Here is a 25,712-nt window from a genome sequence, read left to right on the forward strand (position 1 = left end):
AAAAAAACAAATGTCCCTAAACATTCACTCGGTGCCGTATATAAGGAATTAAATCACTGGCGAGCAACCCTCGTTCGCCTGACTTACCAGCTGCATCATCACCAGCCGTCGCATGTAACCAAACACCAACTCGAGCAGCATCCGCCAATTGCAAACCTTGAGCAAGCAATCCACCTATAACACCACTCAATACATCACCCATGCCGGCACTGGCCATCCCCGGATTTCCTGCTGTACAAAGGTATGCCTCTTGTGTACCGACATTGACCATTGTACCTACTCCTTTAAGAATAACATTTCCTCCATATTTCTGTTGGATCCGTTGGGCTGCTTTGCAGCGGTCAGCCTGAATTTCAGCGGTTGAACAGGCCAACAAACCAGCTGCCTCTCCTGGATGTGGAGTTAATATCCAATTGTCATCCTGCTGAGGAGATTGGGCAAGCAATCTTAATGCTGAAGCATCAATCACCAGAGGAAGTTGTGCCGCAATGGCTACAGAAAACAATTGCCGTGCCCATTCATCTTCACCAAGGCCCGGTCCAATAACGCATACGGTTGCTCTGGCTAATAAAGGTAAAAGCTCTTCTTCGTCATGAATTGCATGAATCATCGCCTCCGGTAAAAGAGGTAAAACACTCTTTGCATGTTCGGGCCATGTGGCTATGGTCACTGCACCAGCCCCTACTCTTAATGCTGCACAAGCTGCAAGATAGACAGCCCCTGGCATACCTGGACCACCGCCAATAATAAGCACATGGCCGTACATACCCTTATGTGAATTTTTACGGCGTGGCGTTATGATCTGCTTTAGCTGTTGCCCATTCAGTTGATAAGCTGCCGGAGTAATATCGGCCAGACAATGGCCTATCTGCAAGTCGTGACAAACAATTTCACCACAATAATCCGGGCCATCCAGCGTAAACATTCCTATTTTTTGCGCGATATAGGTTACCGTCACATCCGCCTGAACACAGATACCACAAACACGGCCGGTATTAACATCTAAGCCAGAAGGTACGTCAAGTGACAATACTGGCAATCCACTGTCATTCATAAGACTAATGACGTGTGCAATTGGATCACGGACATCATCTTGTAAACCAATGCCTAACAAGCCATCCACGATCAATTCAACATCACTGTCGAGTGCATCATCAAAAAATTGACAGGAAACTCCGGCAGCAACGGCCAATGTGGCCGCATGACGAGCGGTTGGCGGTAATTCTTCGATGGCCTTATATTGATAGACAATCACGGCAATACCTTTTTGTTGGGCTAATCGCGCCACAACATACCCATCCCCACCATTATTTCCCCCACCGCAAAATACAGCAATTGAGCGCACCTTAGGATAAATGCTTAAGAGAGTATTCAATGCAGCCATTCCTGCCCGCTCCATGAGCTCTTCTTCCGTAAGGCCCAAGTCATTGACAGCTTTATGTTCACACAATCGAATATCACGAGTTAAATAAAGTGCCGCAGCTGTTTTGGACATTCCTTATTCCACCTCATCGTTTATTCAATCTATAAGTGGTTGGCCAATATTATTTAACCAATTTTAACGCCGGCTTGCTACGCGTTCCTTTTCCAGCCTCTGACGTCGATGGAGAAGTCGGTGGTGGACTATCTTCCTCTTCAGAAAACTCCATCCCCCTGCCATTTTCTTTCGCATAAATTGCCAGCACCGCTCCCGGTGGCAAAAAAATTTGAGTTGATTGCCCAGAAAAACGTGCAGTAAATAAAATTCTGTCATTTTCCAGATGTAATCCACGACAGGCTTTAGGTGAAATATTCAAAACAATGCGACCACCAGTAACATGCTCTTGAGGCACTTGTACGCCGGACGCTTCAGCGTTCACCAAAAGATAAGGCGTTAAATCATTATCCACAATCCACTCGTAAATACCCCGAATTAGATACGGTTTACTTGAAGTCATTGTCGTCATTATGCGGCCCTTAGCTGCCTCTCAGCATCGGTTAGACTTGTCTGAAACGATTCGCGCTTGAATAAGCGTTGCATATAAGTATTCAATCCCTTGTTCTGGGAGGAAACGTCAATACCCAACTGCGGCAAGCGCCAAAGTAAAGGAGCCAATACACAATCAAGCAAAGAAAATTCTTCGCTCAGAAAATAAGGCTTGTCGGCAAATACCGGTTCCAGATTGGTTAAACTTTCAAGCAGTAAGTTACGCGCATTCTCTACGTCGTTGCCAGAATGAATACGATGCAGTAATGAATACCAATCCTGTTCAATGCGATGCATCATTTTGCGTGTTTCTGCACGGGCAACAGGATAAACCGGTAATAAAGGAGGGTGAGGAAAACGTTCATCCAAATATTCCATAATAATGCGGGATTCGTATAATACCAAGTCACGATCAATAAGCGTCGGGACGGTTCCGTAAGGATTAACTGCCATGAGATCTTGAGAACTTACCCCTTGCTTGGCAGCAATAATTTCCACGTTCACCCCTTTTTCTGCCAATACAATTCTCACCTGGTGACTGTAAGCATCATTATTGTCTGAATACAAAGACATGATAGTACGTCTTGCAATAATAGCCATCAACAACTCCTCGTCATTCATCAAAAGGTCACTATTTTACCATATTTTAAAATTTGGTGCTGAAAATGCAGACAAATACTCAATAAAAAATATTCTATATCGAACAACCACGGCAATCTGGACAAACAACGCACTAATGAATATCACGCCAATACAGTTTTTTCAGTTGATAGGCAATCAGTGCAAAAATGCCCAAAAAAATCATTACAAAAACTCCCATATGATACCGAACCAATTGGGTTGGCTCTGCAACATACATAAGAAACGTCACCAGATCTTGTAAGGCACTATCAAATTGTTGTTGAGTCATTTCACCATTGGATATCAGAATGAGTGTTGCCTCATATGGCTTGCCAGCTTCACTTTCTTTTTTTCAGCAATGACTTCACCTTGCAAGGGAGCCAAAATATTGGGCATGGCCACATCAGGAACTAACAGGTTATTGGCACCAAATGGCCTGGTATGATCAATATAAAAACTTTTCAGATAGGTATACAGCCATGCAGCACCACGTTCACGCCCAGATAACGTTAAATCCGGAGGCATTTTGCCAAACCATTGACGCGCATCCTCTGCAGGCATACTGATTTCAATAGGATCATATAGTTTAGCGGTTGTAAATATAAGATTATTAGTTAGAAGGTCTTTATCAACGCTTCCATCAAAGGTTGTTAATCCCAAGTCCTCCGCCATGCGATTATAACGTAAGTAGCGCAATGAATGGCATCCGGAGCAATAATTCATATATAGTCTCGCCCCTCGCTGCAATCTTGCCTGATCGTGCAAATCAATGGTCACTGGCTTTATTTCTATTGCCGTTGTAGCGGCATGCGTAAAAGAGAACCCCATCATAACGATAAGATAAATAAGTATTTTTTTCATATCGTTACTCTCTCTGGCACTTCCCGTACCCCTTCATAATGGCTATAAAAAGGCATTAACAAAAAATATGCAAAATAAATAATAGTGCAAATCCTCGCTAGAACTTGACGTATTGGGGTAACATCAACAGTTCCCAAATAACCCAGAATAAAAAACTAAGCACCAAACCCAATAATGCACCTTTTGAAAAATTGCCTTTATAACGCATCGAACGCACAGAACTTTTGTCCAGCCATGGTACAAAAATAATATTAAAATCGCTCCCATCATCACCAAAACACCAAAAAATTTGTCTGGTACCGCTCTTAACATGGCATAAAAAGGGGTCATATACCAAACGGGGGCAATATGTTCCGGGGTCGTCAATGGATTGGCAGGAGAAAAATTGGCATGCTCAAGAAAATACCCTCCCATTTCAGGAAAGAAAAATACAACGGCAAAAAAGCAATTAAAAAACAATGATACCGAAAAAGTCTTTTACTGTGTAATAAGGATGGAATGGAACACCATCGAGCGGCTTGCCTCGCGCATCAAGGTGCTTTTTAATGTCTACGCCATCAGGATTATTTGAGCCAACCTTATGTAAAGCCACAATATGTAAAAAAACCAACCAAATAAATAAAATGGGAACCCCTACAACATGCAAGGCAAAAAACCGCTGTAATGTTGCATTGGCTATATTGTAATCACCTCGCAGCCAGGTTGTTAATGCATCACCAATACCAGGGATTGCACCAAATAAAGACGTAATGACTTGCGCTCCCCAATAAGACATTTGCCCCCATGGAAGCAGATAACCAAAAAAAGCCTCTGCCATCAAAAGAACAAATAATATAACACCTAACAACCAAACCAATTCGCGCGGTTTTTGATAAGAGCCATACAATAAACCGCGAAACATATGAATATAAATCACAATAAAAAACGCCGATGCTCCTGTTGAATGCATGTAGCGCAACAGCCAGCCAAAATTAACATCGCGCATGATGTACTCCACAGAGCTGAACGCTTCTGCAGCCGTGGGCGTATAAAACATCGTTAACCATAACCCTGTAAATAATTGATTGACCAAAACCACCATGGCCAATGAACCAAAATAGTAATAAAAATTGAAATTTTTAGGGGCGTAATATTCGCTGGCGTGGCTTTTCCAAGTACTGACCAAAGGAAAACGAGCATTTATCCAATTCAGCAATCCATTCATCATCAATCCTTATTTCTCATCTTCCCCGATTACAATCACATGTTCTTTGACAAATCGGTAAGGAGGAACTTCCAAATTAATGGGGGCAGGAACCCCTTTAAATACCCGACCGGCGAGGTCAAAACTTGAACCATGGCAAGGGCAATAAAATCCGCCTGGCCATTCTGGCCCCAACTCTTTTTCATAGGGTTTATATTTAGGTGAACACCCAAGATGAGTGCAAATACCTACTAATATCAGGTATTCGGGTTTAATAGAGCGATATTTATTTTGTGCGTATTCAGGCTGTTGCTCCACTAATGAATTAGGATCGCGTAAACGCCCTTCTATCTCATTAAGATGCTGAAGCATTTCTGGAGTTCGTCGGATAATCCATACAGGCTTACCCCGCCATTCAACTGTCACTTGCTGGCCTGGCTCCAATTTACTTAAATCAACTTCCACAGGAGCACCAGCTGCCCTTGCTTTTGCGCTAGGCATCCAAGAAGTAATAAAAGGTGTTAATGCACACAAGGTGCCGATCCCACCCAAAACCCCAGTCGTCATCAGCAAAAAACGGCGACGTTGCTCATCGATTGATTCATCTGGGACCGTTTCGGGATTTAAGCTCGGATCGGGTTCATGACTCACGGCAAATCATCCTGACATGCAAAAAGATAAATTCATTTATATCAAAGAATTGATACTTTGGAAACGGCTGATAGTTGGTTGAAAAAATCTCTGTGATATCTGAGATAAAAAAAGCCCCGCATATGGCGAGGCTGATGGGAATAATTTAACGTTTTGAATACTGAGTTGCGCGTCTTGCTTTATGCAGACCCACTTTCTTCCTTTCCACGCGTCTTGGATCACGGGTTAACAATCCTCGGGCGCGTAATTTCCTTCGAAAGGAATCATGGCTGGGCTCAACCTGCTCTGGCATATCATGCTCATCATATTCCACTAAAGCTCTGGCGATACCCAAACGAATAGCGCCTGCTTGCCCGGAAATTCCACCACCTTCAACCGTTGCATAAATATCAAACTTGTTGAGAACGTCTACTGTCTCCAGAGGTTGCCGAACAATCATACACGCTGTTTCACGACCAAAATAATCTTCTAATCTGCGATTATTGATTTTGATGTCGCCTTTACCTGGACGTAAAAAAACTCGAGCTGATGAGCTTTTTCTACGACCGGTCCCATAGTATTGCTGTATTTCAGCCATAATACTTATTCCTCAATTTCAAGTTTCTTAGGTTGCTGTGCTGTGTGAGGATGTTCCGTACCGACGTATATTTTAAGTTTACGATACATTTCCCGACCTAATGGATTCTTAGGGAGCATGCCCTTCACTGCACGCTCTATAATACGAACCGGGTTTTTTTCTTGCAGCTTATCAAAAGAGATTGATTTAATACCACCTGGAAAACCAGTATGGTTATAATACATCTTATTTTTAAACTTTCGCCCTGTTACCGTTACCTTTTCTGCATTAGTTACAATGATATAATCCCCTGTATCTACATGAGGAGTATATTCTGGTTTATGTTTTCCACGTAAACGATGGGCGATCTCACTTGCAAGACGACCTAATATTTTATTGCTGGCATCAACCACATACCAGTCACGCTTGACTTCATGTGGCTTGGCGCTGAATGTCTTCATTAAATTAACTCCGTACCGCCTTAAATGGTAATCTTTAATCTTGGACGGGCGATTTTAACCAAAACTTGCATAACCTACAAGTACCTTTTTAAATTAATCGATTAAAAGCCGATCAACAACCTGCCCATGAAGTAAATGATGTTGAATAATTTCATCAAGATCAGAAAATGACCGATAACTATACCATATCCCTTCGGGATAAACGACCAAGCAGGGCCCAAGATCACAACGCCCCAAACAGCCAGATTTGCTGACCCTGATCTTACCCGAACCATGCAGATCAAGCCGTTTAAGCTCTTTTTTTAAATAATCGAAAAATGGCTCGCCGCCCGAATTAGCGCAGCATGTCTTGCCAGGAGCTTTTTGATTTGTACAAATAAAAATATGTTTCGCATAATAAGACAATGCTCTCTACCTCATACAAATCAATTATTCTTTGGCAATAGCTTCGCCCTGTGCTTCAACTTTTGTTTTTAATTTAAGGCCTGGCTTGAAAGTAACCACACGCCTAGCTTCTACAGGAATTTCTTCGCCTGTTTTAGGGTTTCTACCCGGACGTTTTGGCTTGTCACGTAATATAAAATTACCAAATCCTGATAATTTTACATGTTGGCCATTTTCAAGTGCAGACCGCATCTCTTCAAAAAAGAGTTCGACAATTTCCTTTGCATCTGGTTTGGCCAGTCCAATTTCACTACATAAAGCTTCCGCTATAGCCGCTTTACTTAATGCATTCACGATTAGTCCCTCAATGTAATTGCAAATTCATTCTTTAGCTTTTCTATTATAGCACTGATTATTATATTAATCTCAGAATCAACCAGTGTGCGGTTATCATCTTGCAAGGTCAAGGCTATAGCAAGACTTTTTTTACCTGAAGGAATAGAATCCCCAGTATATACATCAAATACATCAAATGCCTTTAACCATTCAGACGCTACAACTTCACGTACAGCCGCTTCTATTTGTATAGCATTAATTTCTTCATTAACAAGTAAAGACAAATCTCTGCGGATTTGTGGATACTTGGAAATAGGCTGGTAACGGACTGGCTGATTTTCGAGAAAAGAGGACAATGATAACTCAAACAATATCACTTCACCATTAAAATCCAGAGCATCCACGAGACGAGGATGTAACACTCCAATCCAGCCTGATTCTTGTTTGCCAACCACAATACGGGCAGATTTTCCTGGGTGAAGTGCCGGATGAACAGACGCGGTAAAATGAACGTCTTCCATATTAAAAGCAGCAAACAATGCCTGCAAATCCCCTTTTAAATCATAAAAATCAAATAGTTTTGTCGTCTCACTCCAATTTAAATTTCCGTGAGCCCCCATTAACAATCCTGCGGTGCATGAACGCTCTACCAGCACTCCATGATTTATTTCAAATACAACACCTGTCTCAAAAAGTTTTATAGCAGTCTGTTGACGATGATAATTATAAATCATTGAAGCAATCAATCCTGGCCACATTCCAACTCTCATTTGCGACAGTTCCTGAGAAATGGGATTTAATAACTGCAAGGTTTCCGATTGTGGGTAAATGGCTTGTTGCAGCTCAGGATCAACAAAGCTATAGCTAATGGTTTCATGATAGCCACGATGGCTCAAAAATTTTGCAATTTGTGTTGACAGGTGTTCATATGGATTTATATTACCTGCTTTCGCTGCAGTCAACATCGGCTGAACTTCCATATTTTCATAACCATACAAGCGAATAATTTCCTCTACCAAATCAACTTCAAGAGCAATATCAAAGCGGTGAGAAGGCACTTCAACATGCCAGCCCTCTTGTTGCTGAATCACCGACATTCCCAGCCGGCATAATATCTGCTCCATCTCAATGGCCGGAATATCTAGCCCGCTTAATTGTTTCACTTTAGTTGGATTAAAGAGTACTTTGTGCAACTCTGGCAATTGTGTAGGATGATTGGTCATTGTGATAGGACCAGCTTTCCCGCCGACAATGGCTTGCAATAATTCAGTAGCCCGCTCCATGGCAAGCACTTGCAATGCAGGATCAACGCCACGTTCAAAACGTTGTGAAGAGTCACTGGTCAAACCATACTGGCGCGCAACACCTGCAATAGAGACTGGATTGAAAAAAGCACTTTCCAGAAAAATATCCGTAGTATTAGTTTGTACAGAACTTGCCTCTCCTCCCATGATACCCGCCATAGCCAATGGCTTGCCGCTATCAGCAACTACTAAAACATTGTCAGCTAAGGTTACGGTTTGGCCATTCAGTAATTTTATTGTTTCTCCATCATGGGCATAGCGCACATGAATCTCATCCTCAATGGCTTGTAAATCAAAAGCATGCATGGGTTGCCCGAGTTCAAGCATGACGTAATTGGTAACATCCACGACTGGATGCAAGGGGCGAACTCCTCCACGCTGTAAACGCTCTTGCATCCATAATGGAGTCATTGCATCCGGATTAATTGCCTGAATGATTCGCCCGCAGTATTGAGGACAAGCTTCTGTGGCGTGCAAATGAACCACTAAAGACGCATCGGTTTGTGGTGTGTTGCGTATAAGATGCGGCTTATTTAAAGATAATTTATTTAATGCAGCAACTTCTCTTGCAATACCTAAGACACTAAAACAATCAGCACGATTTGGCGTTAAATCAATATCCAATACCTGATCATCTAAAGCCATATACTGTCGTAAATCAGTACCAACTGGTGCATCATCAGCAAGCTCAAGAATACCTTCGGAATGCTCTTCCAGACCAAGCTCACGACCTGAACACAACATTCCTTGCGATAATTGCCCACGAAGTTTTACTTCTTTGATTTTTAGACCGTCAGGCAGCTGGGCGCCCAAACGGGCAAATGCCACTTTTAAGTTGGCTCGAACATTCGAGGCACCACAAACGACCGTATACGTGGTTCCATCACCAGCATTTATCTCACAAATAGTCAATTTATCAGCCTGAGGATGCGGCATGGTATTTATCACTTCAGCCACCACAACGTGGCTAAACTGACCCGCAACGGGGTTAACGGAGTCAACTTCCAATCCAGCCATAGTCAATTGCGCAGCCAATTGCTGTGTTGTCAATGGCGGATTAACCCATTCACGTAACCATAATTCGCTTATTTTCATTGAAATTCCTAACTAGAACTGCTTTAAAAACGCCATATCATTCTCAAACATCATGCGCAAGTCATCAATACCAAAATAAAGCATGGCAAGTCGGTCAATTCCCATGCCAAATGCCCAACCTTGATACACTTCAGGGGAAATCCTTACTGCTTTGAGTACATTAGGATGAACCATGCCACAGCCAAGCACTTCCAACCATCCTGTGAACTTGCAGGAACGACACCCTTTACCTGCACATTGAGTGCACTCAATGTCCACTTCCGCAGAAGGTTCTGTAAAAGGGAAATAAGATGGTCGAAATCGAATGCTTAAAGTGCGGCCGAAGAAATAAGCAAAAAAATCCTGTAACAATCCCTTTAATCCTGCCAAGGTAGCTTGCTCATCAATGAGCAGTCCTTCTACCTGATGGAACATAGGAGTATGGGTTAAATCAGAATCACAACGGTAAACTCGACCCGGTGCAATCAAACGCAGCGGAGGTGTTTTAGTTTCCATAATACGTACTTGCACAGGCGATGTATGCGTACGCAGCAACCGATCATCGCCAAAATAAAAGGTATCATGCATAGCACGCGCAGGATGATGTCCTGGAATATTCAATGCTTCAAAATTATAAAATTCAGTTTCAACCTCGGGACCTTCAACAATATCGAACCCCAATCGGCTAAAATAGTCATTGATGAATTGTTTCACCTGCGTAACAGGATGGATTGTTCCTGTTTTGTTATTCCGTCCTGGCAAAGAAACATCTATACGTTCTGCTGTAAGCCTCTCTTGCAATAACGCTTCTTTTAATTGTGATAGCTTTTTCTCAATGCAAGCACTGATTTCTCGCTTTGCCTCATTAACAAGCTGGCCTACTTTAGGTTTGTCTGCAGCTGGTAAATGAGCCAGGCCTTTAAGTATTTCAGTTAACCGGCCTTTTTTCCCTAGAAAATCAACTCGAATTGCTTCCAATTGACTGATTTCCTGAGCATTTCCGATAGCACTAAATGCTTCCTCTTGTAATGCGGTAATATCATGCATGCTGCAACCTACCAATAAAAAGGCAGCGTCACGTAAACAACTGCACCAATCAATCCTGCTCACACTCTTAAAGGAGAGGCAGTCAAGACACGGATTACGCAACAGCGCACTCTGTAAAATGGATACAATAAAAAACATCGCACTAAGGCATCATCAATTAGTCTTTTAGGTTTTTGCCGAAAAAACTTTATGGCATGCCTTACTACAAAGGTAAAAGGAGGCCTAGGCCTCCTTGTTTCATACTTGTGAAGTTCCGCTTCTATACTCTTCGCACTTGAGTTTTCGACGTTGTTGCAAACTTATTCGTCACTGGTCATTGTACTGCTTGTACACTCCTTCGACGTACTCATTTGCGTCAGCCGAAATCTCAATGGCTGTGAGTGAATATACTATTATGAAGCAAGAGCCGCTTTCGCACGTTCAGCAATCGCTGCAAAAGCCACTTTGTCATGCACTGCCATATCAGCAAGTACTTTACGATCAAGTTCAATGGCAGCTTTTTTCAAACCATTCATCAAACGACTGTATGAAAGTCCACACTCACGAGCTTGTGCATTAATCCTTGTAATCCATAACGCACGGAATTGACGTTTTCTTTGTCGACGATCACGATACGCATACTGTCCAGCTTTAATAACAGCCTGTTTGGCAACACGGTACACCCGGCTTCGGGCTCCATAATAACCTTTTGCTTGTTTTAAGACTTTCTTATGACGGGCTTTTGCAGTCACCCCACGTTTTACTCTTGGCATAATCTATTTCCTCCCCTTAACTACCGTGCAGCATGCGCTCGGCAAGACGTGCATCGCATGACTTCAACGTAGAAGAAGCAACGCGCAGATGCCGTTTTTGCTTGGTTGATTTTTTAGTGAGGATATGGTTGCGATAAGCGCCTCGACGCTTAATAGCTCCACTTGCCGTTTTACGGAAGCGCTTATGAGCCCCCCGATGTGATTTCAATTTTGGCATAACTAAATACACTCCGCATTTGGGATGAGTCTCTTGGCAGCCTACAGAATGCTAACGGCCATAACCCAATCCGATGTTTGCTAATTAATCCGATAAAGTTCTTAATATCGGCTTCACTTCTTTTTAGGCGATAAGACCATCATTAATTGGCGACCCTCACGTTTGGCTTGCTGCTCAATAACAGCAAACTCTGCTGTATCTTGTTGTAAGCGCTCCATGATTTTCATACCAATATCCTGATGTGCAACTTCACGTCCGCGAAAACGCAGTGTGATTTTGACCTTATCACCATGATTGAGGAAACGTATCAGGTTGCGTAGCTTGACCTGATAATCCCCTTCTTCCGTTGTAGGACGGAACTTCAACTCTTTGACTTGTATTTGCTTTTGCTTTTTTTTGGCTTCAGCTTGTTTTTTACTGATTTCAAAGAGGTATTTACCATAGTCCATAATCCGGCAGACAGGTGGTTTGGCAGTAGGGGAAATTTCCACCAAATCCAAACCACTTTCTTCTGCGGCACGCAAAGCTTCCCGTGTTGACACAATTCCAGCCTGATTGCCATCTACATCAATTAAACGTACTTCAGCTACATTGATCTGTTCATTAATTCGTGCGCGATCACCGTCACGCTTATTTGATGCACTAATGGTTAAATCCTCCTGCTGGTTTAAATGTTTCTTGATGAACGTTTCGCATCAATTTCTTGGTTAAGCATATCGCAAATTGTATCAATTGTCATCGAACCCAAATCTGCACCATCGCGTGTACGCACCGTTACAAGGCTATTTTCAACTTCTTTATCGCCGATGATTAACAAATATGGTACCTTTTGCAAGGTATGCTCGCGAATTTTAAAGCCAATCTTCTCATTTCTCAAGTCAAAATTCGAACGAATGCCTTTCTTTTGCAAGATTTCATTGATTTTTGCGGCGTATGGGTGTTGTTTCTCACTAATGGTAAGCACGGATGTCTGAACAGGTGCCAGCCATAAAGGAAATTGACCAGCATGATGTTCAATCAAAATCCCCATGAAACGTTCCATGGAACCAAGAATGGCCCGATGCAACATGACCGGTGTCTGTTTTGAACCATCTTCAGCCACAAATTGCGCTTCCAGCCGTTGTGGCATGGAGAAATCCACCTGAATCGTCCCACACTGCCAAATTCGCCCAAGACAATCTTTCAAAGAACATTCAATTTTTGGCCCATAAAACGCGCCTTCACCCGGAGCATCAAGACATTCAATGTGCCTACTTTTCATAGCCTGGCGCAAAGCTTCTTCGGCCTTATCCCATATGGCATCCGATCCTACTCTTTTTTCCGGTCGAAGTGCTAATCGATAAATAATCTCCGAAAACCCAAAATCAGCATAAACGGATTGCACAAGCTCCAGCATCATTGCAACCTCAGACTGGATTTGATTTTCTGTACAAAAAATATGGGCATCATCTTGCACCATATTGCGTACTCGCATCAATCCATGCAATGAACCGGAAGGCTCACATCGATGACAATTACCAAACTCAGCCAACCGCAACGGCAAATCCCGATAACTTTTAATTCCCTGATTATAAACTTGAACATGGCAGGGACAGCTCATCGGCTTTACGGCATATTGCCGATTTTCTGTTTCGGTAAAAAACATTTCATTACGAAAATTGTCCCAATGACCTGATTTTTCCCATAATACTTGATCGACCAGTTGTGGTGTTTTGATTTCCTGATAACCAAAATCCTGCAAACGGCTGCGCATGTATTGTTCGAGCAATTGATAAATGGTCCATCCTTTGGGATGCCAAAATACCATACCAGGAGCAATATCTTGAAAATGAAATAAATCCAATGCCTTGCCTAATTTTCGATGATCTCGTTTTTCAGCTTCCTCCAGTCGATGCAGATAATCGACAAGCGATTTTTTATCGGCCCAGGCGGTGCCATAAATGCGCTGCAACATTTCATTATTAGCGTCACCGCGCCAATAAGCACCGGCTAACTTTGTCAATTTAAATGCTTTCAAGAACCCTGTAGAAGGCACATGCGGTCCGCGGCACAAATCTTCAAAATCACCTTGACGATATAATGAGAGGGTTTCATGTTCTGGAATATCGGCAATGATCTTGGCTTTATATTCTTCCCCCAAATGACGAAAATAAGCTATTGCTTCATTTCTTGGCATTTCCCGTCGCGAAACAGGATAATCTGCGTCTGCCAATTCCTTCATTTTTTCTTCAATGCGGACTAAATCCTCGGGGGTAAATGCGCGATCAAATGCAAAATCATAGTAAAAACCATCTTCGATAACAGGACCAATGGTAACTTGCGCGCTAGGAAACAGCTGCTTCACTGCTTGAGCTAACAAATGAGCGGTAGAATGGCGAATAATATCCAAAGCTTCAGGGCTTTTTTCAGTAATAACGAGCAAAGAGCAATCGCGAGTTAACGTATAATGGACATCCACGATTCGCTCATCTACCCGCCCAGCAATAGCAGCTTTTGCCAATCCAGGACTGATGCTATGCGCAACTTCACGAACAGTTACAGGATGCTCAAAATGTTTGGTGCTTCCATCAGGCAATTTAATATTTGGCATTCTATACCTCTCTTTAACCCAACCGTTCAAGATCCGTAGTACACATTGACCAATTCTTACAGGTAATACTATTATCGAATTGAATAGACTACCACTATGCTCAAAAATCAAAAAAAAACCCTGCAAGGCAGGGTTAACTGGTAGGCACGAGTGGGATCGAACCACCGACCACCACCATGTCAAGGTGGTGCTCTACCACTGAGCTACGTGCCTATAATTCGTTCTACATTATGAATCGCAGGTATTATATTAAAGCTCATGCTGCAAAGCAAACCATTTATAAAAAAACAATCGTTAGAAAGGCTGGAACAATTTGTTGTCATTCCAGCCATAAAAATATGCGAAGCCGGCAGCTATGGTTAAGCCACTATTTCTTCAATTCGGACATAAATCCAGCAAAATGTTCCCTCGGATGCTGAGTTTTTCCTGTATCTAGTCTCTAGATTTTTGAAACAACTTCCTCATGTTTCACTGCTCATTGTATATTATATAAATCAATAGTCAACTTAATATTTCAAAAAGAAACCAATGGTTTCTTTTTGAAATATTAATTGCCTTAAAAAATCAATTTGTTAAAATAAATTTCCATAAAATGCCCAAAACTTAAGTATGACCATGGAAAACTCCGACATGACAAAACAGTTTGCTCATCGCCTTCGTGAGGCTCTGATTGCGGCAGGATATCAGTCCCAACGCTCCACTTCGGGGATTAATATCCATAAATTAGCGGAAATGACTGGCTATTCGCCGCAAATCTGTCGCAAGTATCTACGCGGACAAGCCATTCCCGAGCCATCAAAATTGGCTGAAATCGCTACGAAACTTCATGTTTCTCCCGGCTGGCTTCTTTTTGGCGACGGCCATCATGATAATCATGTCACGAATAATAAGATTACAATCAATAAAAATCTGCTCCGTTATATTTTTATAAAAGCAGATGAGCTTTACCATACCGAGCTTTCAAACCAAGAAATCACTGATTTTTTGCTTGATTTAACCTATGATATTAGCCAGATCGACACGAGTGAGGAACAATCAAAAAAAATAATCAATTTGGCCTTCACTTCCGCGCGACATTTTAGCCCTAAAACAGATGAGGACTGATTTATCCTATGTCAGACTCGGAGGAAAGCAATTCGTAATAACCACCATGCCTGATTGTATTAGAGTCATTTTGCATGGCATTATCATGATTTTCCTGATAATTGCTGTTTAAAAATCCTTCCTTAGCTACATCGTCGGTAACCACCATATGCACCAACCCGTCAATACTGTCCAGAGCCTTTTGAATTTCTTGTTGAAAGTTTAAGAATTCTTTTTTTTGAGTGGTAGCATCATCCACATCTTCAAGCATGGCCAGTTTAGCGCTCACTTCCGCTTGTAAGCTTTTAAGTTTGTGATTCAAATTAATAATACCACCACGAGTATCCTCATCAACAACACTCAGAAGCCTAAATGAATCGGTCTGTTGTTTGGAACCCATATCTCCCTCCCGTTTTTATTGTAATAATTTTTAGAAAATATAAATCACTTTCATCGACTTAAGAATCAATGATATCATTGCACTTTTAGTGAACAGTTGTTGCTATGATACTACATTATTTATTCATTATGGGAATCTGCGTGGAAGCCATTACCGGCGCTATTGCAGCTGGACGCAAAAAAATGGATTTTTTTGGGGTCATGTTGATTGCCTGTATCACCGCTCTCGGTGGCGGAACTGTTCGAGATGTCTTATTTGATACCCATCCTCTTACCTGGATTGCCCACCCAGAATATCTATTATACACATCGGGATGTGCATTACTTACCATTGGTATTGCTCACTCCTTGAGCCGCATCATGAAAATTTTTCTAATCCTTGATGCCCTTGGATTATCTGCATTTGTTATTATTGGAACACAAAAAGTTCTTTCACACGGCTTACCACCAAGCGTTGCCATCATTGGTGGAATGGCTACCGGTATATGCGGCGGCATGCTACGCGATATTCTATGCAATGATATTCCCTTGGTATTGCGTAAAGAATTATATGCTGTCATTGCCTTAATTGGCGCTTTATTATTTATTATCTTAGCGCATTTTCATGTACCGAAAAACATTAATATTCTCATCACATTAATCGTTATTTTCACCACTCGATTGCTCGCCATATTTTTTCATATTGAAATACCAAAGTTTGACTACGCCCACAGCCTACGAAAACGCCATTCGAACCGATAACAGCAATACAAAAACTGTGCTTTTTGACAATCTTGCAAACACCCAATTGCAAGTTATTTGCTAGACGCAATATTCCAGTCTAAATTACCAGCATGGGCTCTGATTTTATAAGGATATTTTATGCGACAAGATACAGAAACCAACTTAGTACAATTACCTGCCGACATACAACGTAATTGGGGATGGCTACTGGCATTAGGTATTTTGTTTGTTATCTTAGGTGTCATTGGCCTTGGCATGGTGGTTGGCCTAACCCTGGTTAGCATGTTGTTTCTAGGCATATTATTAATCATCGGCGGTGTATTTCAAATCATCGACGTATTTAAAAGCAAACGTTGGAAAGGTTCTGCCTGGCATGCGCTTATTGCCATACTCTATCTTATTGGGGGTGGCATTATTATTTATGATCCATTCATAGCTTCTACCATCATCACCATATTACTGGCCGCCGTTTTAATCGTTATGGGGATAACACGTTTTATTATGGCTATCATTCTTCGAGGTTCAAAAGGATGGGGATGGCTGTTGCTATCAGGGTTAACCGCCAGCATTTTAGGCTTTTTGATATTAATTCAGTGGCCATGGAGCGGTCTATGGATCATTGGAATGTTTATTGCTGTTGAAATACTCATCAGTGGCTGGACTTATATATTTCTGGCGCTGGCCATTCGCCGCACTTAAGTCCACTTAATAAGTCATAATATGCCTGGATAACGCAAAGCGATATCCAGGGCCGCAAAAACTTATTTTGAATGCTGCTGATAACGGGCAACGCTGCTTAGGATTTCCTCGTGAGCCGCCTCTGCCGCGTCCCAGCCATCCACACGCACCCATTTTCCTTCTTCCAAGTCTTTATAATGCTTAAAAAAATGCTCAATAGATAACAATAATGGTTGCGGCAAATCTCGATACGTTTTTACCCCATCATACATCTTGCTTAATTTATTAACCGGCACAGCAAGCACTTTCGCATCAATGCCTGATTCATCGGTCATTTTTAACATACCAATTGCGCGACAACGAATGACAGCACCACTAATTAATGGCACAGGAGTTACAACCAGAACATCAACCGGGTCACCATCTTCGGATAAGGTATTCGGAATATAACCATAATTGGTTGGATAAAACATTGCAGTCGACATGAAACGGTCGACGAATAAAGCACCGGTTTCTTTATCCACTTCATATTTTACTGGTTCCCCACGCATAGGGATTTCAATGATGACATTGATTTCGTTTGGTAAATCACGACCACTATTAATTTCCTTTAAACCCATTCCGACACCCTATAACAAATTAAAAGACGCAATATTATGCGTAATTTGCTTTAAAAAGGCAAAAAGAACAATATTGATTTTGATTTACTGACAAAAGATAAATTAAGATCAGTTGCCATTTCACTTTGCGAAGAACTTGTGGAAGATTGAATGCCATCTTGAGGTAGAATGGGGCGAATAGCCAACCTCACTCAACAAATTCATGCTCTAAAAGGCGCCAATCAGCCGCATTTGCAACCTGAAATGAATGGCAACAGACCTTAACTCAGCCTTTATTTTTTGTTATAATTTCGCTTTCAAGCATCGGTGAGGATGAATATGAGTTGCTTATTCTGTAAAATAGCCACTGGCGAAATTCCAGCAACCATCGTTTTTGAAGACACAGAAATCATCGCTTTTCGCGATATCAGACCACAAGCACCGACGCATATTTTGATCATTCCCAAACAACACATTCCGACCATTGACGATGCCGATACAAAAGATGAGCAACTATTGGGCCGTATGATTCTCGCTGCAAAAAAAATAGCCTGTTCCGAACAGTTGAGCCAAAACGGCTACCGTTTAGTATTTAATGTAAACTCAGGTGGCGGACAGGAAGTTTACCATATTCATTTACATATTCTTGGAGGGAGACAAATGACATGGCCGCCAGGTTAGAAATAATATGCCATTGATAACTCCATAAGGTTAATTACATGCAAGATTTATATAAAACACTATTGATTGAAATCGGTGAAGATGTTGCGCGTGAAGGGTTACGCGATACACCAGAGCGCGCTGCCAAAGCAATGCGTTTTTTGACAAAGGGATATCAAGAAGACTTAAATGAAATCATTAATGATGCGCTTTTTGAATCCGACATGAGTGAAATGGTCATTGTAAAAGACATTGAACTGTATTCCATGTGTGAGCATCATTTGTTGCCTTTTTTAGGCAAATGCCATGTAGGATATTTACCAAACGGTAAAGTCCTTGGCTTATCTAAAATAGCACGCATTGTTGATTATTTTGCCCGTCGCTTGCAAATTCAAGAACGCTTGACTTCCGAAATAGCCAATTGCATTTCCACAATAACTGGCGCACATGGTGTTGCTGTTATTATAGAGGCCAGACATCTTTGTATGATGATGCGTGGAGTAGAAAAACAAAATTCTGTAATGTCTACTTCCGTTATGCTTGGCGCAATGAGAAATAATGCCAGCAGTCGCCTTGAGTTTTTAAATTTGGTTCGCTAGGGTTTGTTGATATTTCATCCATGATGCAGGCATCAAAAATAAATTTGACATTAAAAACATCAAAAGCATAGAGACTTTTTAGGACATACACATTTACGATTTTTATGCTATCTTTATAATTGTTAGATAAAATAAGGTAGTTAATTGCCTATTTGAAGGGAGTCTTACAATGAAAGTTAACAAAGTAATCATTTCAACTTTTTTGCTGACTTTTAGTGGTTCTTTATTAGCGGACGGACCAAAAATTAAATTCAAAACCTGTGCTGATCCCAAAATCCCACTGAAAACAATAACTGCTGTTAACCATGTTGATTGCGATGCCTCGGTTGATCCTACTTTTAATGTCTATTTTGGCGTTGTTAACGTTTATAAAAACAACCAAAAAATTACTCCAAGAGCTTCATGTAATGCATTAGCTCGGGGTAACAAAGTAAAACTAGTGCTGAAGCAACGTGGTCAAAACGGTAAAGATTTTTTTGATGTGCACGTTTGCAAGCCAATTAACGCGCTGCCTTCCTCATAAAGGAACTTATATCGGTGGTAATTACTTTACAGTTCGTCCAAGAGACATATTTGATTAAATTTTCGAACTAGCCGGATAGCCATACAGCATGCGAACCATGATCAGCCAATGATCCGCATGCTGCTTATCGAATCAACAAGTTTTATTCCTCTTCAGAAATAGTTGATTCTATTTCATCAGCAGAAGCCGCTTTTGGAGTATTTTGTTCACTCCCCACGCCAGCAGCACCTTGGGGTTTATCTTTCCATTCCAACTTAACGCGGCCCTGCTTGTCCACGCCAGCCACATATACTTCAATTTCTTGCCCTTCACTCAATACGGATTCTACTTTTTGTGAACGGTCAGCACAAATTTGGGAAATATGTAATAATCCATCTTTTCCAGGCAATAAATTTATAAATGCGCCGAAATCAACAATTTTGTTTACTTTACCACGATAAGTTTGACCCACTTCTATTTCAGCGACCAGTGCTTTAATTTGACGCTGAGCTTCTTCTAATGCCTCCGCATTTGGAGAAAATAATTGCACAACTCCGCTATCATCAATATCTATGGACACCCCAGTACTTTCAACTAACCCTTTAATCGTTGCTCCGCCTTTACCGATAATAGTACGAACTTTATCTTCAGCCACTTTCATGCTAACGATTCTTGGAGCATGTTGCGACAGTTCATCACGATGCTCAGCAAGTGCGTTTTTCATAACTCCCAAAATATGGCGTCGTCCTTCCAAAGCTTGTGCAAGTGCCTGCTCCATAATTTCTTTAGTAATACCCGTAATCTTGATATCCATTTGTAAAGCAGTCACGCCTTGCTCGGTACCGGCTACCTTAAAGTCCATATCACCTAAATGATCTTCGTCACCTAAAATGTCGGTCAAGACAGCAAATCGGTCACCTTCTTTAATCAGTCCCATAGCAACCCCAGCCACAGGGGATTTTAAAGGCACGCCTGCATCCATTAATGCCAGACTAGTTCCACATACCGTGGCCATAGAACTTGAACCATTTGATTCCGTAATATCAGAAACAACACGCAATACATAAGGAAAAACACTGGCGTCAGGAAGAACGGCCATTAAGCTGCGCTTCGCCAATCGGCCATGACCTATTTCACGCCGTTTTGGACTTCCCACCATACCAGTTTCACCCACAGAATAAGGAGGGAAATTATAGTGCAACATAAATCGATCCCTAATTTCACCTTCCAATCTATCCAGTATTTGGGCATCTCGTTCACTGCCTAGTGTCGCCGCCACGATGGCTTGAGTTTCACCACGAGTAAATAAAGCTGAACCATGCACACGATCCAGAAAACTGGTTTTAATGGCAATAGGCCTAACCGTTTTTTGATCTCGGCCATCAATACGTGGTTCGCCGTCAAGAATGCGATGACGTACAATATTTTTTTCCATGGCATTTAAGACATTAAGAATCATATCACCATTTGTTTCTTCCCATTCTGCCTGTACTGTCTCAACAACCTGTTGGCGAATCTCTGCCAAGCGTTGATAGCGTTGTTGTTTATCTTTAATCAAATAAGCTTGTGTAATGTCTACTTGCGCCAACTCATCTATACGAGACTGAATCGTTGAATCAGCGGTTAGATTTGTCCAGCTCCAGGCAGGTTTGCCAGCTTCCTTGGCCAATTCTCTAATTAACTTGATGACTCCCTGCATCATTTCATGCCCATATAACACAGCACCGAGCATGATTTCTTCACTTAATTCACGGGCTTCAGATTCAACCATCAAAATAGCATCTTCTGTCCCAGCAACCACTAAATCCAGCTCTGATTTTTCTAATGCCTTATAACCAGGATTCAATAAATAAACGCCATCTTTATAGCCTACCCGCACGGCCCCAATGGGTCCCTGAAATGGAAGCCCGGAAATGGCCAGTGCCGCTGATGCGCCAATCATGGAGACCACATCGGCAGACACTTCTGGATTTAAGGACAAAACGGTTGCAATAATTTGTACTTCATTATAAAACCCATCTGGAAATAAAGGACGCAATGGTCTATCGATCAACCGGGATATAAGTGTTTCATGCTCGCTTGGTCGACCTTCCCGTTTAGTAAATCCTCCCGGGATCTTACCAGCAGCGTATGTTTTTTCCTGGTAGTTCACCGTCAATGGGAAAAAATTATTTTTTTCGGCACCTTCTTTATTGCCTACGACGGTTACCAATACCTGGGTTCCATTCATACTGACAAAAACAGCTCCATCAGCCTGTCTTGCTATTTCCCCAGTTTCCAACACCAACTTATGTTCGCCAAATTGTATTTCTTTAGTGATTTTAGTCACGGAAGCACCTCATTAGATAAAAGGCTCGCTCACACATTCATGATTGCGATTGCATTGTCCAAGCAATTTAAAAAAACACACCTTAACATATGATTTGCTTTTTAAAATAGCTTAGCCAATACAGATACCCCAACCAATCCTATTTCTGCGAAAGAGCAAAAAAAAAGCGCAGAAAACTGCGCTTTTCATTAGATTAAAACGTTGATTAACTCACCATGTCTCATGATGTTGAAAATCAATAGGAATCCCTCAAACCAAGCCCCTGAATTAATTGTGCATAACGCTCTGGAGCATTTTTCTTTAAATATTTAAGCAGTTTTCGACGCTTATTAACCAAGGCCTGCAAGCCACGTCGTGAATGAAAATCCTTTTTATGTTCTTTAAAATGTTCTGTCAGATAATTAATGCGGCCCGTCATCAAAGAAACCTGTACTTCAGGTGAGCCGGTATCTTTATCAGCACGTTTGAATTCATTAATAATGTCTACTTTTTGTGCGCTCGTTAGCGACATGGTTACTCCTGAAATTTCTTAGTAATCTTTCAAAAGGACGCATTTTACCAAGGCAACCCCACAGAAACAAGCATTCTATTAATATTGTTTATTTTCTTTACCTCAATGAGGCAATTTCTTAGCACGCTGAAATCAACAAACATATTTCCTGCTGACCAGATTATCATGATTGCCAAACCTCTGAAAGTAGCCTTTTCACCTTTAAAATACCAGGTTCAGGGATTTCTCCAACACCGATAAACCGCTTGTTATGATCATACAATTGCACGCATGAAGCTTGATTATTTATCCTGGCGTGAGTCACCAGTTTACCTTGATATAAAGCCAATACTTCATCTGAAAACAACTCCATAGCAGGCAGATAACTAACGGCCCGTTCCATAGGCAACAGACAACTAAGGTGCTCCTCGGGAGATTTGCTAAGCAATTCATCCATAGTATACATAGGTTCATCATTAAATCCTGTTGTATACAACCGGTGAAGACGCGTTACATGGGCGCCAACGCCCAATACTTCTCCAATATCCTCTATCAGGTTACGTATATAAGTTCCCTTGCTGCAATAAACGATTAAATCCATCTGTCGGCCATCAAATCGATTTAACTGTATTTGTTGAATGCATATGGTGCGCGCGCAACGCTCGATCTCGATGCCTGCCCTGGCCAATTTGTAAAGAGGCGTACCTTGATGCTTTAGTGCGGAAAACATGGATGGAATCTGCTGAATAGATCCAGTAAATTGAGCAAGTACCTGCTTGAGTTTATTTTCTGTAACTGAAAACTCATCAACGCACGTAATCACTTGCCCAGTCGCATCTCCAGTATTGGTTTTAATTCCTAAAAGGGCAGTCACCTCATAACATTTATCCGCATCCAAAAGATATTGGCAAAATTTTGTAGCCTCCCCAAAACAAATTGGCAGCATGCCAGTCGCCATGGGATCCAAGCTACCGGTATGCCCAGCTTTTCTGGCATGATATAAGTGCTTAATTTTTTGCAACACACCATTGGAAGATAAGCCTTGTGGTTTATTAGCCAACAAAATGCCATTAATTGGTAATTTAATCACTCTGCTCATCGTTTTTGTCAGGAGGGTTCACTTCATCAATCAAACGGCTTAACCGTTTTCCATATTCAATAGATTCATCATAAACAAATTGCAATTGAGGAACCGTACGTAATTTGATACTTTTTGCTAAAATGGTGCGCAAATAACTGGCGGCCGTATTTAAAATTGTTGCAGTTTGCTTTGGATCATCGTTCAATACAGTAAAATATACTTTGGCATGACTTAAATCTTTCGACACTTTTACGGCAGAAAGCGTGATGAAGCTGGTAATACGAGGATCCGTGACTTCTTGCTGGATAATATGTGCTAATTTTCGCAAAATTGTTTCAGCAATACGATCCGTTCTTTTGAAATCATGACTCATACTATTCTCATTTTCAGGTTACAGCCATTCACCATCATCGCTAGGCAACCGTTGGCTACCTAAATTTCACCTGCTCAGGCCAGATTATTCACGTTTGATTTCAATGGTTTCAAATACTTCTATCAGGTCACCGCTTTTAACATCATTATAATTTTTTACACCAACGCCACACTCCATCCCTTGACGTACTTCCAACACGTCATCTTTAAAACGTCGCAAAGATTCAAGTGTGCCTTCGTAAATCACAACATTATTGCGTAACACACGAATAGGATTATTGCGTTTTATTGTGCCTTCAATCACCATGCAACCCGCTATAGCCCCTAATTTTGGAGAACGGAACACATCACGAACTTCAGCTATGCCAATAATTTCTTCTTTAAACTTCGGCTCTAAGAGGCCAGATAAGGCGCCTTTAACCTGATCAACAATATCATAAATAACACTATGATATTGCAACGGAACACCTTCAAGTTCCGCCAAGCGTTTAGCACTAGCATCAGCACGCACGTTAAAACCAATCAGTAATGCATTGGAAGCAATGGCCAAATGCACATCAGATTCAGTAATACCACCCACGCCACTGGCAATAATTTTTACATTCACCTCATCCGTTGACAATTTTACCAATGCATCAGCAATTGCCTCTACAGAACCCTGCATGTCAGCTTTTAATACGATATTCAATACCTTCATTTCACCAGCAGTCATCGTATCAATGATACCTTCTAACGAAGCTTTTTGGCGTCTGGCCAATTTTACATCACGATATTTCCCCTGACGGAATAAGGCAACCTCACGTGCCCTTTTTTCATCTGGCACAACCAGTGCTTCATCACCGGCATGAGGAATGGCTGACAATCCTAATACTTCAACCGGAATGGAAGGACCGGCAGCATCAACTAGACTGCCATTGTCACTGATTAATGCACGCACCCGACCATATTGCAATCCAGCAAGCAATATATCTCCCTTACGTAAAGTACCATTTTGCACCAAAACCGTAGCAACCGGGCCACGTCCTTTATCAAGTTTTGATTCAATGACCACACCTTTGGCCGCTCCATCGGTATGCGCCGTTAATTCCAGTACTTCCGCTTGCAGCAAAATAACATCCAATAATTCGTCAACTCCCATTCCAGTTTTTGCTGAAATGTTTACAAACATGGTATCACCGCCCCAAGCTTCAGGAATCACTTCATAAGCAGACAACTCATTCATGACTCGCTCTGGATCAGCACCAGGTTTATCCATTTTATTAATGGCAACAATAATAGGCACTTTTGCAGCTTTTGCATGTTGTACCGCCTCAACCGTTTGTGGTTTAACACCATCATCGGCAGCCACAATCAAAATCACAATATCCGTTGCTTGTGCACCACGCGCCCGCATGGCAGTAAATGCAGCATGACCTGGTGTATCTAAAAAGGTAATATCGCCCTTAGGTGTATTGACATGATAAGCGCCGATATGTTGAGTAATACCCCCGGCTTCGCCGGCAGCTATCTTTGTGCGGCGTATATAATCGAGCAAAGAAGTTTTGCCATGATCCACATGCCCCATAATCGTTACTACTGGTGCACGCGCTTCTTTCTGACTTCCCTTGCTCAATACATCACCAAGCGTTTGCTCTATGGCATCTTCCTTAAGAGGCTTAGCAATGTGTCCCATCTCTTCAACCACAATGATAGCGGTTTCCTGATCGATGACTTGGTTAATGGTCGCCATAGCCCCCAATCCCATCATCGCCTTGATCACTTCTGCCGCCTTGACACTCATTCGCTTGGCTAACTCGGCAACCGTAATCGTTTCAGGAATCAACACATCGCGAACTACAGGGGCTGTTGGCATTGCAAAACCATGGGTCAGCGCCTCTTCAGCTTCACGGTATTTTTCTGACTTTTCTCCGATCTTTCTTTTCTTAGGTTTATGCCGCTTGCTATAAAGCGCTACTTCTTGTTCCGCTTCTTCTTCAAGCAACGATGGCTGATATTTAGCTTTTTTCTTATTACGCTTGAAATCTGCCTTGTCAATCTCTTTTTCTTCTTTGTCAATATGATGTTTCTTCTTGCTTGCTCGAGCAGATTTACCATCTTCCTCATAAACAAGAGGTTCTTGTTCACTTAACTCATTTGCAGGCGGCGATACCACTTCACTGATAGGCTCACCTGGAGACGCTTCTTCAATTGCAAG

At 41.7% G+C, this 25,712-nt stretch carries 30 protein-coding genes, 1 tRNA gene and 2 pseudogenes; 6 read left to right on the forward strand and 27 right to left on the reverse strand.

Translation table 11 applies throughout. From position 1 onward, the window contains the following. Positions 1-16: 16 nt before the first annotated feature. The 20 genes and pseudogenes from LOA_RS11980 to LOA_RS12060 all read right to left on the reverse strand — a co-directional run bounded on the left by LOA_RS11980 (position 17) and on the right by LOA_RS12060 (position 14,216). Positions 17-1,495 (reverse strand): bifunctional ADP-dependent NAD(P)H-hydrate dehydratase/NAD(P)H-hydrate epimerase, encoded by a 1,479-nt coding sequence (locus LOA_RS11980; RefSeq protein ID WP_025386542.1) that lies wholly within the window; start codon positions 1,493-1,495, stop codon positions 17-19. A gap of 49 nt (positions 1,496-1,544) precedes the next feature. Next, on the reverse strand, positions 1,545-1,937 hold the full coding sequence (locus LOA_RS11985; protein WP_162147866.1) for a ClpXP protease specificity-enhancing factor: 393 nt from the start codon (positions 1,935-1,937) through the stop codon (positions 1,545-1,547). Positions 1,938-1,945: 8 nt separating this feature from the next. Further along, positions 1,946-2,566: a stringent starvation protein SspA gene (sspA, locus tag LOA_RS11990; protein WP_025386544.1), complete on the reverse strand. Its 621-nt coding sequence runs from the start codon at positions 2,564-2,566 to the stop codon at positions 1,946-1,948. A 133-nt stretch (positions 2,567-2,699) separates the two neighbouring features. Further along, positions 2,700-2,876: a cytochrome c1 gene (locus LOA_RS15600; protein ID WP_238551256.1), complete on the reverse strand. Its 177-nt coding sequence runs from the start codon at positions 2,874-2,876 to the stop codon at positions 2,700-2,702. A gap of 14 nt (positions 2,877-2,890) precedes the next feature. Beyond that, complete coding sequence (locus LOA_RS11995; protein ID WP_238551257.1) at positions 2,891-3,448, reverse strand: cytochrome c1; 558 nt, start codon at positions 3,446-3,448, stop codon at positions 2,891-2,893. 97 nt (positions 3,449-3,545) lie between these two features. Next, on the reverse strand, positions 3,546-3,656 hold the full coding sequence (locus LOA_RS16300; protein ID WP_420795667.1) for a hypothetical protein: 111 nt from the start codon (positions 3,654-3,656) through the stop codon (positions 3,546-3,548). A gap of 2 nt (positions 3,657-3,658) precedes the next feature. After that, positions 3,659-3,862 (reverse strand): annotated as a pseudogene (locus LOA_RS16305) (hypothetical protein); the annotation flags it as partial. Positions 3,863-3,896: 34 nt separating this feature from the next. Then, complete coding sequence (locus tag LOA_RS16310; RefSeq protein ID WP_420795668.1) at positions 3,897-4,655, reverse strand: cytochrome b; 759 nt, start codon at positions 4,653-4,655, stop codon at positions 3,897-3,899. Positions 4,656-4,661: 6 nt separating this feature from the next. Further along, positions 4,662-5,282 carry a ubiquinol-cytochrome c reductase iron-sulfur subunit gene (gene petA, locus LOA_RS12005; RefSeq protein WP_025386545.1) on the reverse strand — a complete coding sequence of 207 codons (621 nt, stop codon included), beginning with the start codon at positions 5,280-5,282 and terminating at the stop codon, positions 4,662-4,664. A gap of 145 nt (positions 5,283-5,427) precedes the next feature. Then, positions 5,428-5,859, reverse strand: a complete 432-nt coding sequence (gene rpsI, locus LOA_RS12010) for a 30S ribosomal protein S9 (protein WP_025386546.1) — start codon at positions 5,857-5,859, stop codon at positions 5,428-5,430. A 5-nt stretch (positions 5,860-5,864) separates the two neighbouring features. Next, on the reverse strand, positions 5,865-6,299 hold the full coding sequence (gene rplM / locus LOA_RS12015; RefSeq protein WP_025386547.1) for a 50S ribosomal protein L13: 435 nt from the start codon (positions 6,297-6,299) through the stop codon (positions 5,865-5,867). Positions 6,300-6,392: 93 nt separating this feature from the next. Continuing rightward, on the reverse strand, positions 6,393-6,704 hold the full coding sequence (locus tag LOA_RS12020) for a (2Fe-2S) ferredoxin domain-containing protein (RefSeq protein ID WP_025386548.1): 312 nt from the start codon (positions 6,702-6,704) through the stop codon (positions 6,393-6,395). A gap of 24 nt (positions 6,705-6,728) precedes the next feature. Further along, positions 6,729-7,037, reverse strand: coding sequence for an integration host factor subunit alpha (locus tag LOA_RS12025; protein WP_025386549.1), 309 nt, complete (start codon positions 7,035-7,037; stop codon positions 6,729-6,731). A gap of 2 nt (positions 7,038-7,039) precedes the next feature. Next, positions 7,040-9,418, reverse strand: coding sequence for a phenylalanine--tRNA ligase subunit beta (pheT, locus tag LOA_RS12030; protein ID WP_025386550.1), 2,379 nt, complete (start codon positions 9,416-9,418; stop codon positions 7,040-7,042). 12 nt (positions 9,419-9,430) lie between these two features. Continuing rightward, positions 9,431-10,444, reverse strand: a complete 1,014-nt coding sequence (pheS, locus tag LOA_RS12035) for a phenylalanine--tRNA ligase subunit alpha (protein WP_025386551.1) — start codon at positions 10,442-10,444, stop codon at positions 9,431-9,433. 392 nt (positions 10,445-10,836) lie between these two features. Continuing rightward, on the reverse strand, positions 10,837-11,196 hold the full coding sequence (gene rplT, locus LOA_RS12040) for a 50S ribosomal protein L20 (protein WP_025386552.1): 360 nt from the start codon (positions 11,194-11,196) through the stop codon (positions 10,837-10,839). Positions 11,197-11,212: 16 nt separating this feature from the next. Continuing rightward, complete coding sequence (gene rpmI / locus LOA_RS12045) at positions 11,213-11,413, reverse strand: 50S ribosomal protein L35 (protein WP_025386553.1); 201 nt, start codon at positions 11,411-11,413, stop codon at positions 11,213-11,215. Between the two features lie 113 nt (positions 11,414-11,526). After that, positions 11,527-12,060: a translation initiation factor IF-3 gene (gene infC / locus LOA_RS12050; RefSeq protein ID WP_035895717.1), complete on the reverse strand. Its 534-nt coding sequence runs from the start codon at positions 12,058-12,060 to the stop codon at positions 11,527-11,529. A 20-nt stretch (positions 12,061-12,080) separates the two neighbouring features. Then, complete coding sequence (gene thrS / locus LOA_RS12055) at positions 12,081-14,003, reverse strand: threonine--tRNA ligase (protein WP_025386555.1); 1,923 nt, start codon at positions 14,001-14,003, stop codon at positions 12,081-12,083. A 138-nt stretch (positions 14,004-14,141) separates the two neighbouring features. Then, positions 14,142-14,216 (reverse strand) — tRNA-Val (locus LOA_RS12060). A gap of 402 nt (positions 14,217-14,618) precedes the next feature. Here LOA_RS12060 and LOA_RS12065 point away from each other — a divergent pair. Next, entirely contained in the window at positions 14,619-15,107 is a 489-nt protein-coding gene (locus tag LOA_RS12065) for a helix-turn-helix domain-containing protein (protein ID WP_025386556.1), read from the forward strand. Between the two features lies 1 nt (position 15,108). Here the strand turns inward: LOA_RS12065 and LOA_RS12070 are convergent, their stop codons facing one another. Further along, a complete protein-coding gene (locus LOA_RS12070) occupies positions 15,109-15,486 on the reverse strand; it encodes a hypothetical protein (protein ID WP_025386557.1) in 378 nt (125 codons plus the stop codon). A gap of 104 nt (positions 15,487-15,590) precedes the next feature. Here LOA_RS12070 and LOA_RS12075 point away from each other — a divergent pair, with 104 nt between their 5' ends. Together LOA_RS12075 and LOA_RS12080 are read left to right on the forward strand one after the other, a co-directional pair. Continuing rightward, positions 15,591-16,226, forward strand: coding sequence for a trimeric intracellular cation channel family protein (locus LOA_RS12075; protein ID WP_025386558.1), 636 nt, complete (start codon positions 15,591-15,593; stop codon positions 16,224-16,226). Between the two features lie 120 nt (positions 16,227-16,346). Further along, complete coding sequence (locus tag LOA_RS12080) at positions 16,347-16,907, forward strand: HdeD family acid-resistance protein (RefSeq protein ID WP_025386559.1); 561 nt, start codon at positions 16,347-16,349, stop codon at positions 16,905-16,907. A gap of 62 nt (positions 16,908-16,969) precedes the next feature. Here the strand turns inward: LOA_RS12080 and ppa are convergent, their stop codons facing one another. Further along, positions 16,970-17,506 carry an inorganic diphosphatase gene (ppa, locus tag LOA_RS12085; protein ID WP_025386560.1) on the reverse strand — a complete coding sequence of 179 codons (537 nt, stop codon included), beginning with the start codon at positions 17,504-17,506 and terminating at the stop codon, positions 16,970-16,972. Positions 17,507-17,824: 318 nt separating this feature from the next. Between ppa and LOA_RS12090 the strand changes: the two genes are divergently transcribed. The 3 genes from LOA_RS12090 (at position 17,825) to LOA_RS12100 (ending at position 19,267) form a co-directional block, all read left to right on the forward strand. Next, the gene (locus tag LOA_RS12090; protein WP_025386561.1) at positions 17,825-18,166 is read left to right on the forward strand and encodes a histidine triad nucleotide-binding protein; all 342 of its coding nucleotides are present in this window, start codon (positions 17,825-17,827) and stop codon (positions 18,164-18,166) included. A gap of 38 nt (positions 18,167-18,204) precedes the next feature. Continuing rightward, on the forward strand, positions 18,205-18,744 hold the full coding sequence (gene folE, locus LOA_RS12095; protein WP_025386562.1) for a GTP cyclohydrolase I FolE: 540 nt from the start codon (positions 18,205-18,207) through the stop codon (positions 18,742-18,744). Between the two features lie 169 nt (positions 18,745-18,913). Beyond that, complete coding sequence (locus LOA_RS12100; protein ID WP_025386563.1) at positions 18,914-19,267, forward strand: hypothetical protein; 354 nt, start codon at positions 18,914-18,916, stop codon at positions 19,265-19,267. Positions 19,268-19,409: 142 nt separating this feature from the next. Here LOA_RS12100 and pnp read toward each other — a convergent pair whose 3' ends face one another. The 5 genes and pseudogenes from pnp to infB all read right to left on the reverse strand — a co-directional run. Further along, positions 19,410-21,575 carry a polyribonucleotide nucleotidyltransferase gene (pnp, locus tag LOA_RS12105; protein WP_025386564.1) on the reverse strand — a complete coding sequence of 722 codons (2,166 nt, stop codon included), beginning with the start codon at positions 21,573-21,575 and terminating at the stop codon, positions 19,410-19,412. Positions 21,576-21,810: 235 nt separating this feature from the next. Beyond that, positions 21,811-22,086: a 30S ribosomal protein S15 gene (gene rpsO / locus LOA_RS12110; RefSeq protein WP_025386565.1), complete on the reverse strand. Its 276-nt coding sequence runs from the start codon at positions 22,084-22,086 to the stop codon at positions 21,811-21,813. 163 nt (positions 22,087-22,249) lie between these two features. Continuing rightward, complete coding sequence (truB, locus tag LOA_RS12115) at positions 22,250-23,164, reverse strand: tRNA pseudouridine(55) synthase TruB (protein WP_025386566.1); 915 nt, start codon at positions 23,162-23,164, stop codon at positions 22,250-22,252. Then, positions 23,148-23,519, reverse strand: a complete 372-nt coding sequence (rbfA, locus tag LOA_RS12120) for a 30S ribosome-binding factor RbfA (protein ID WP_025386567.1) — start codon at positions 23,517-23,519, stop codon at positions 23,148-23,150. The genes truB and rbfA overlap by 17 nt, the downstream gene beginning before the upstream one ends. A gap of 84 nt (positions 23,520-23,603) precedes the next feature. Next, positions 23,604-25,598: pseudogene (gene infB, locus LOA_RS12125) on the reverse strand (translation initiation factor IF-2); the annotation flags it as partial. Positions 25,599-25,712 lie beyond the last annotated feature (114 nt).

The organism is Legionella oakridgensis ATCC 33761 = DSM 21215, from assembly GCF_000512355.1.
Classification (GTDB): Bacteria; Pseudomonadota; Gammaproteobacteria; order Legionellales; family Legionellaceae; genus Legionella_A; species Legionella_A oakridgensis.

What these genes read in the sequence shown, in the direction of transcription:
- folE (WP_025386562.1), top strand. Translation starts at nt 18,205, where the DNA reads ATGCAAGATTTATATAAAACACTATTGATTGAAATCGGTGAAGATGTT.
- LOA_RS11985 (WP_162147866.1), bottom strand. Translation starts at nt 1,937, where the DNA reads ATGACTTCAAGTAAACCGTATCTAATTCGGGGTATTTACGAGTGGATT.
- truB (WP_025386566.1), bottom strand. Translation starts at nt 23,164, where the DNA reads ATGAGCAGAGTGATTAAATTACCAATTAATGGCATTTTGTTGGCTAAT.
- LOA_RS11995 (WP_238551257.1), bottom strand. Translation starts at nt 3,448, where the DNA reads ATGAAAAAAATACTTATTTATCTTATCGTTATGATGGGGTTCTCTTTT.
- rpmI (WP_025386553.1), bottom strand. Translation starts at nt 11,413, where the DNA reads ATGCCAAAATTGAAATCACATCGGGGGGCTCATAAGCGCTTCCGTAAA.
- LOA_RS16310 (WP_420795668.1), bottom strand. Translation starts at nt 4,655, where the DNA reads ATGATGAATGGATTGCTGAATTGGATAAATGCTCGTTTTCCTTTGGTC.
- LOA_RS12075 (WP_025386558.1), top strand. Translation starts at nt 15,591, where the DNA reads ATGATACTACATTATTTATTCATTATGGGAATCTGCGTGGAAGCCATT.
- rpsO (WP_025386565.1), bottom strand. Translation starts at nt 22,086, where the DNA reads ATGTCGCTAACGAGCGCACAAAAAGTAGACATTATTAATGAATTCAAA.
- ppa (WP_025386560.1), bottom strand. Translation starts at nt 17,506, where the DNA reads ATGGGTTTAAAGGAAATTAATAGTGGTCGTGATTTACCAAACGAAATC.
- LOA_RS12065 (WP_025386556.1), top strand. Translation starts at nt 14,619, where the DNA reads ATGGAAAACTCCGACATGACAAAACAGTTTGCTCATCGCCTTCGTGAG.
- LOA_RS15600 (WP_238551256.1), bottom strand. Translation starts at nt 2,876, where the DNA reads ATGACTCAACAACAATTTGATAGTGCCTTACAAGATCTGGTGACGTTT.
- pheS (WP_025386551.1), bottom strand. Translation starts at nt 10,444, where the DNA reads ATGCATGATATTACCGCATTACAAGAGGAAGCATTTAGTGCTATCGGA.
- LOA_RS16300 (WP_420795667.1), bottom strand. Translation starts at nt 3,656, where the DNA reads ATGCGTTATAAAGGCAATTTTTCAAAAGGTGCATTATTGGGTTTGGTG.
- LOA_RS11980 (WP_025386542.1), bottom strand. Translation starts at nt 1,495, where the DNA reads ATGTCCAAAACAGCTGCGGCACTTTATTTAACTCGTGATATTCGATTG.
- LOA_RS12070 (WP_025386557.1), bottom strand. Translation starts at nt 15,486, where the DNA reads ATGGGTTCCAAACAACAGACCGATTCATTTAGGCTTCTGAGTGTTGTT.
- rbfA (WP_025386567.1), bottom strand. Translation starts at nt 23,519, where the DNA reads ATGAGTCATGATTTCAAAAGAACGGATCGTATTGCTGAAACAATTTTG.
- sspA (WP_025386544.1), bottom strand. Translation starts at nt 2,566, where the DNA reads ATGGCTATTATTGCAAGACGTACTATCATGTCTTTGTATTCAGACAAT.
- LOA_RS12100 (WP_025386563.1), top strand. Translation starts at nt 18,914, where the DNA reads ATGAAAGTTAACAAAGTAATCATTTCAACTTTTTTGCTGACTTTTAGT.
- LOA_RS12090 (WP_025386561.1), top strand. Translation starts at nt 17,825, where the DNA reads ATGAGTTGCTTATTCTGTAAAATAGCCACTGGCGAAATTCCAGCAACC.
- rplT (WP_025386552.1), bottom strand. Translation starts at nt 11,196, where the DNA reads ATGCCAAGAGTAAAACGTGGGGTGACTGCAAAAGCCCGTCATAAGAAA.
- rplM (WP_025386547.1), bottom strand. Translation starts at nt 6,299, where the DNA reads ATGAAGACATTCAGCGCCAAGCCACATGAAGTCAAGCGTGACTGGTAT.
- pheT (WP_025386550.1), bottom strand. Translation starts at nt 9,418, where the DNA reads ATGAAAATAAGCGAATTATGGTTACGTGAATGGGTTAATCCGCCATTG.
- rpsI (WP_025386546.1), bottom strand. Translation starts at nt 5,859, where the DNA reads ATGGCTGAAATACAGCAATACTATGGGACCGGTCGTAGAAAAAGCTCA.
- thrS (WP_025386555.1), bottom strand. Translation starts at nt 14,003, where the DNA reads ATGCCAAATATTAAATTGCCTGATGGAAGCACCAAACATTTTGAGCAT.
- LOA_RS12080 (WP_025386559.1), top strand. Translation starts at nt 16,347, where the DNA reads ATGCGACAAGATACAGAAACCAACTTAGTACAATTACCTGCCGACATA.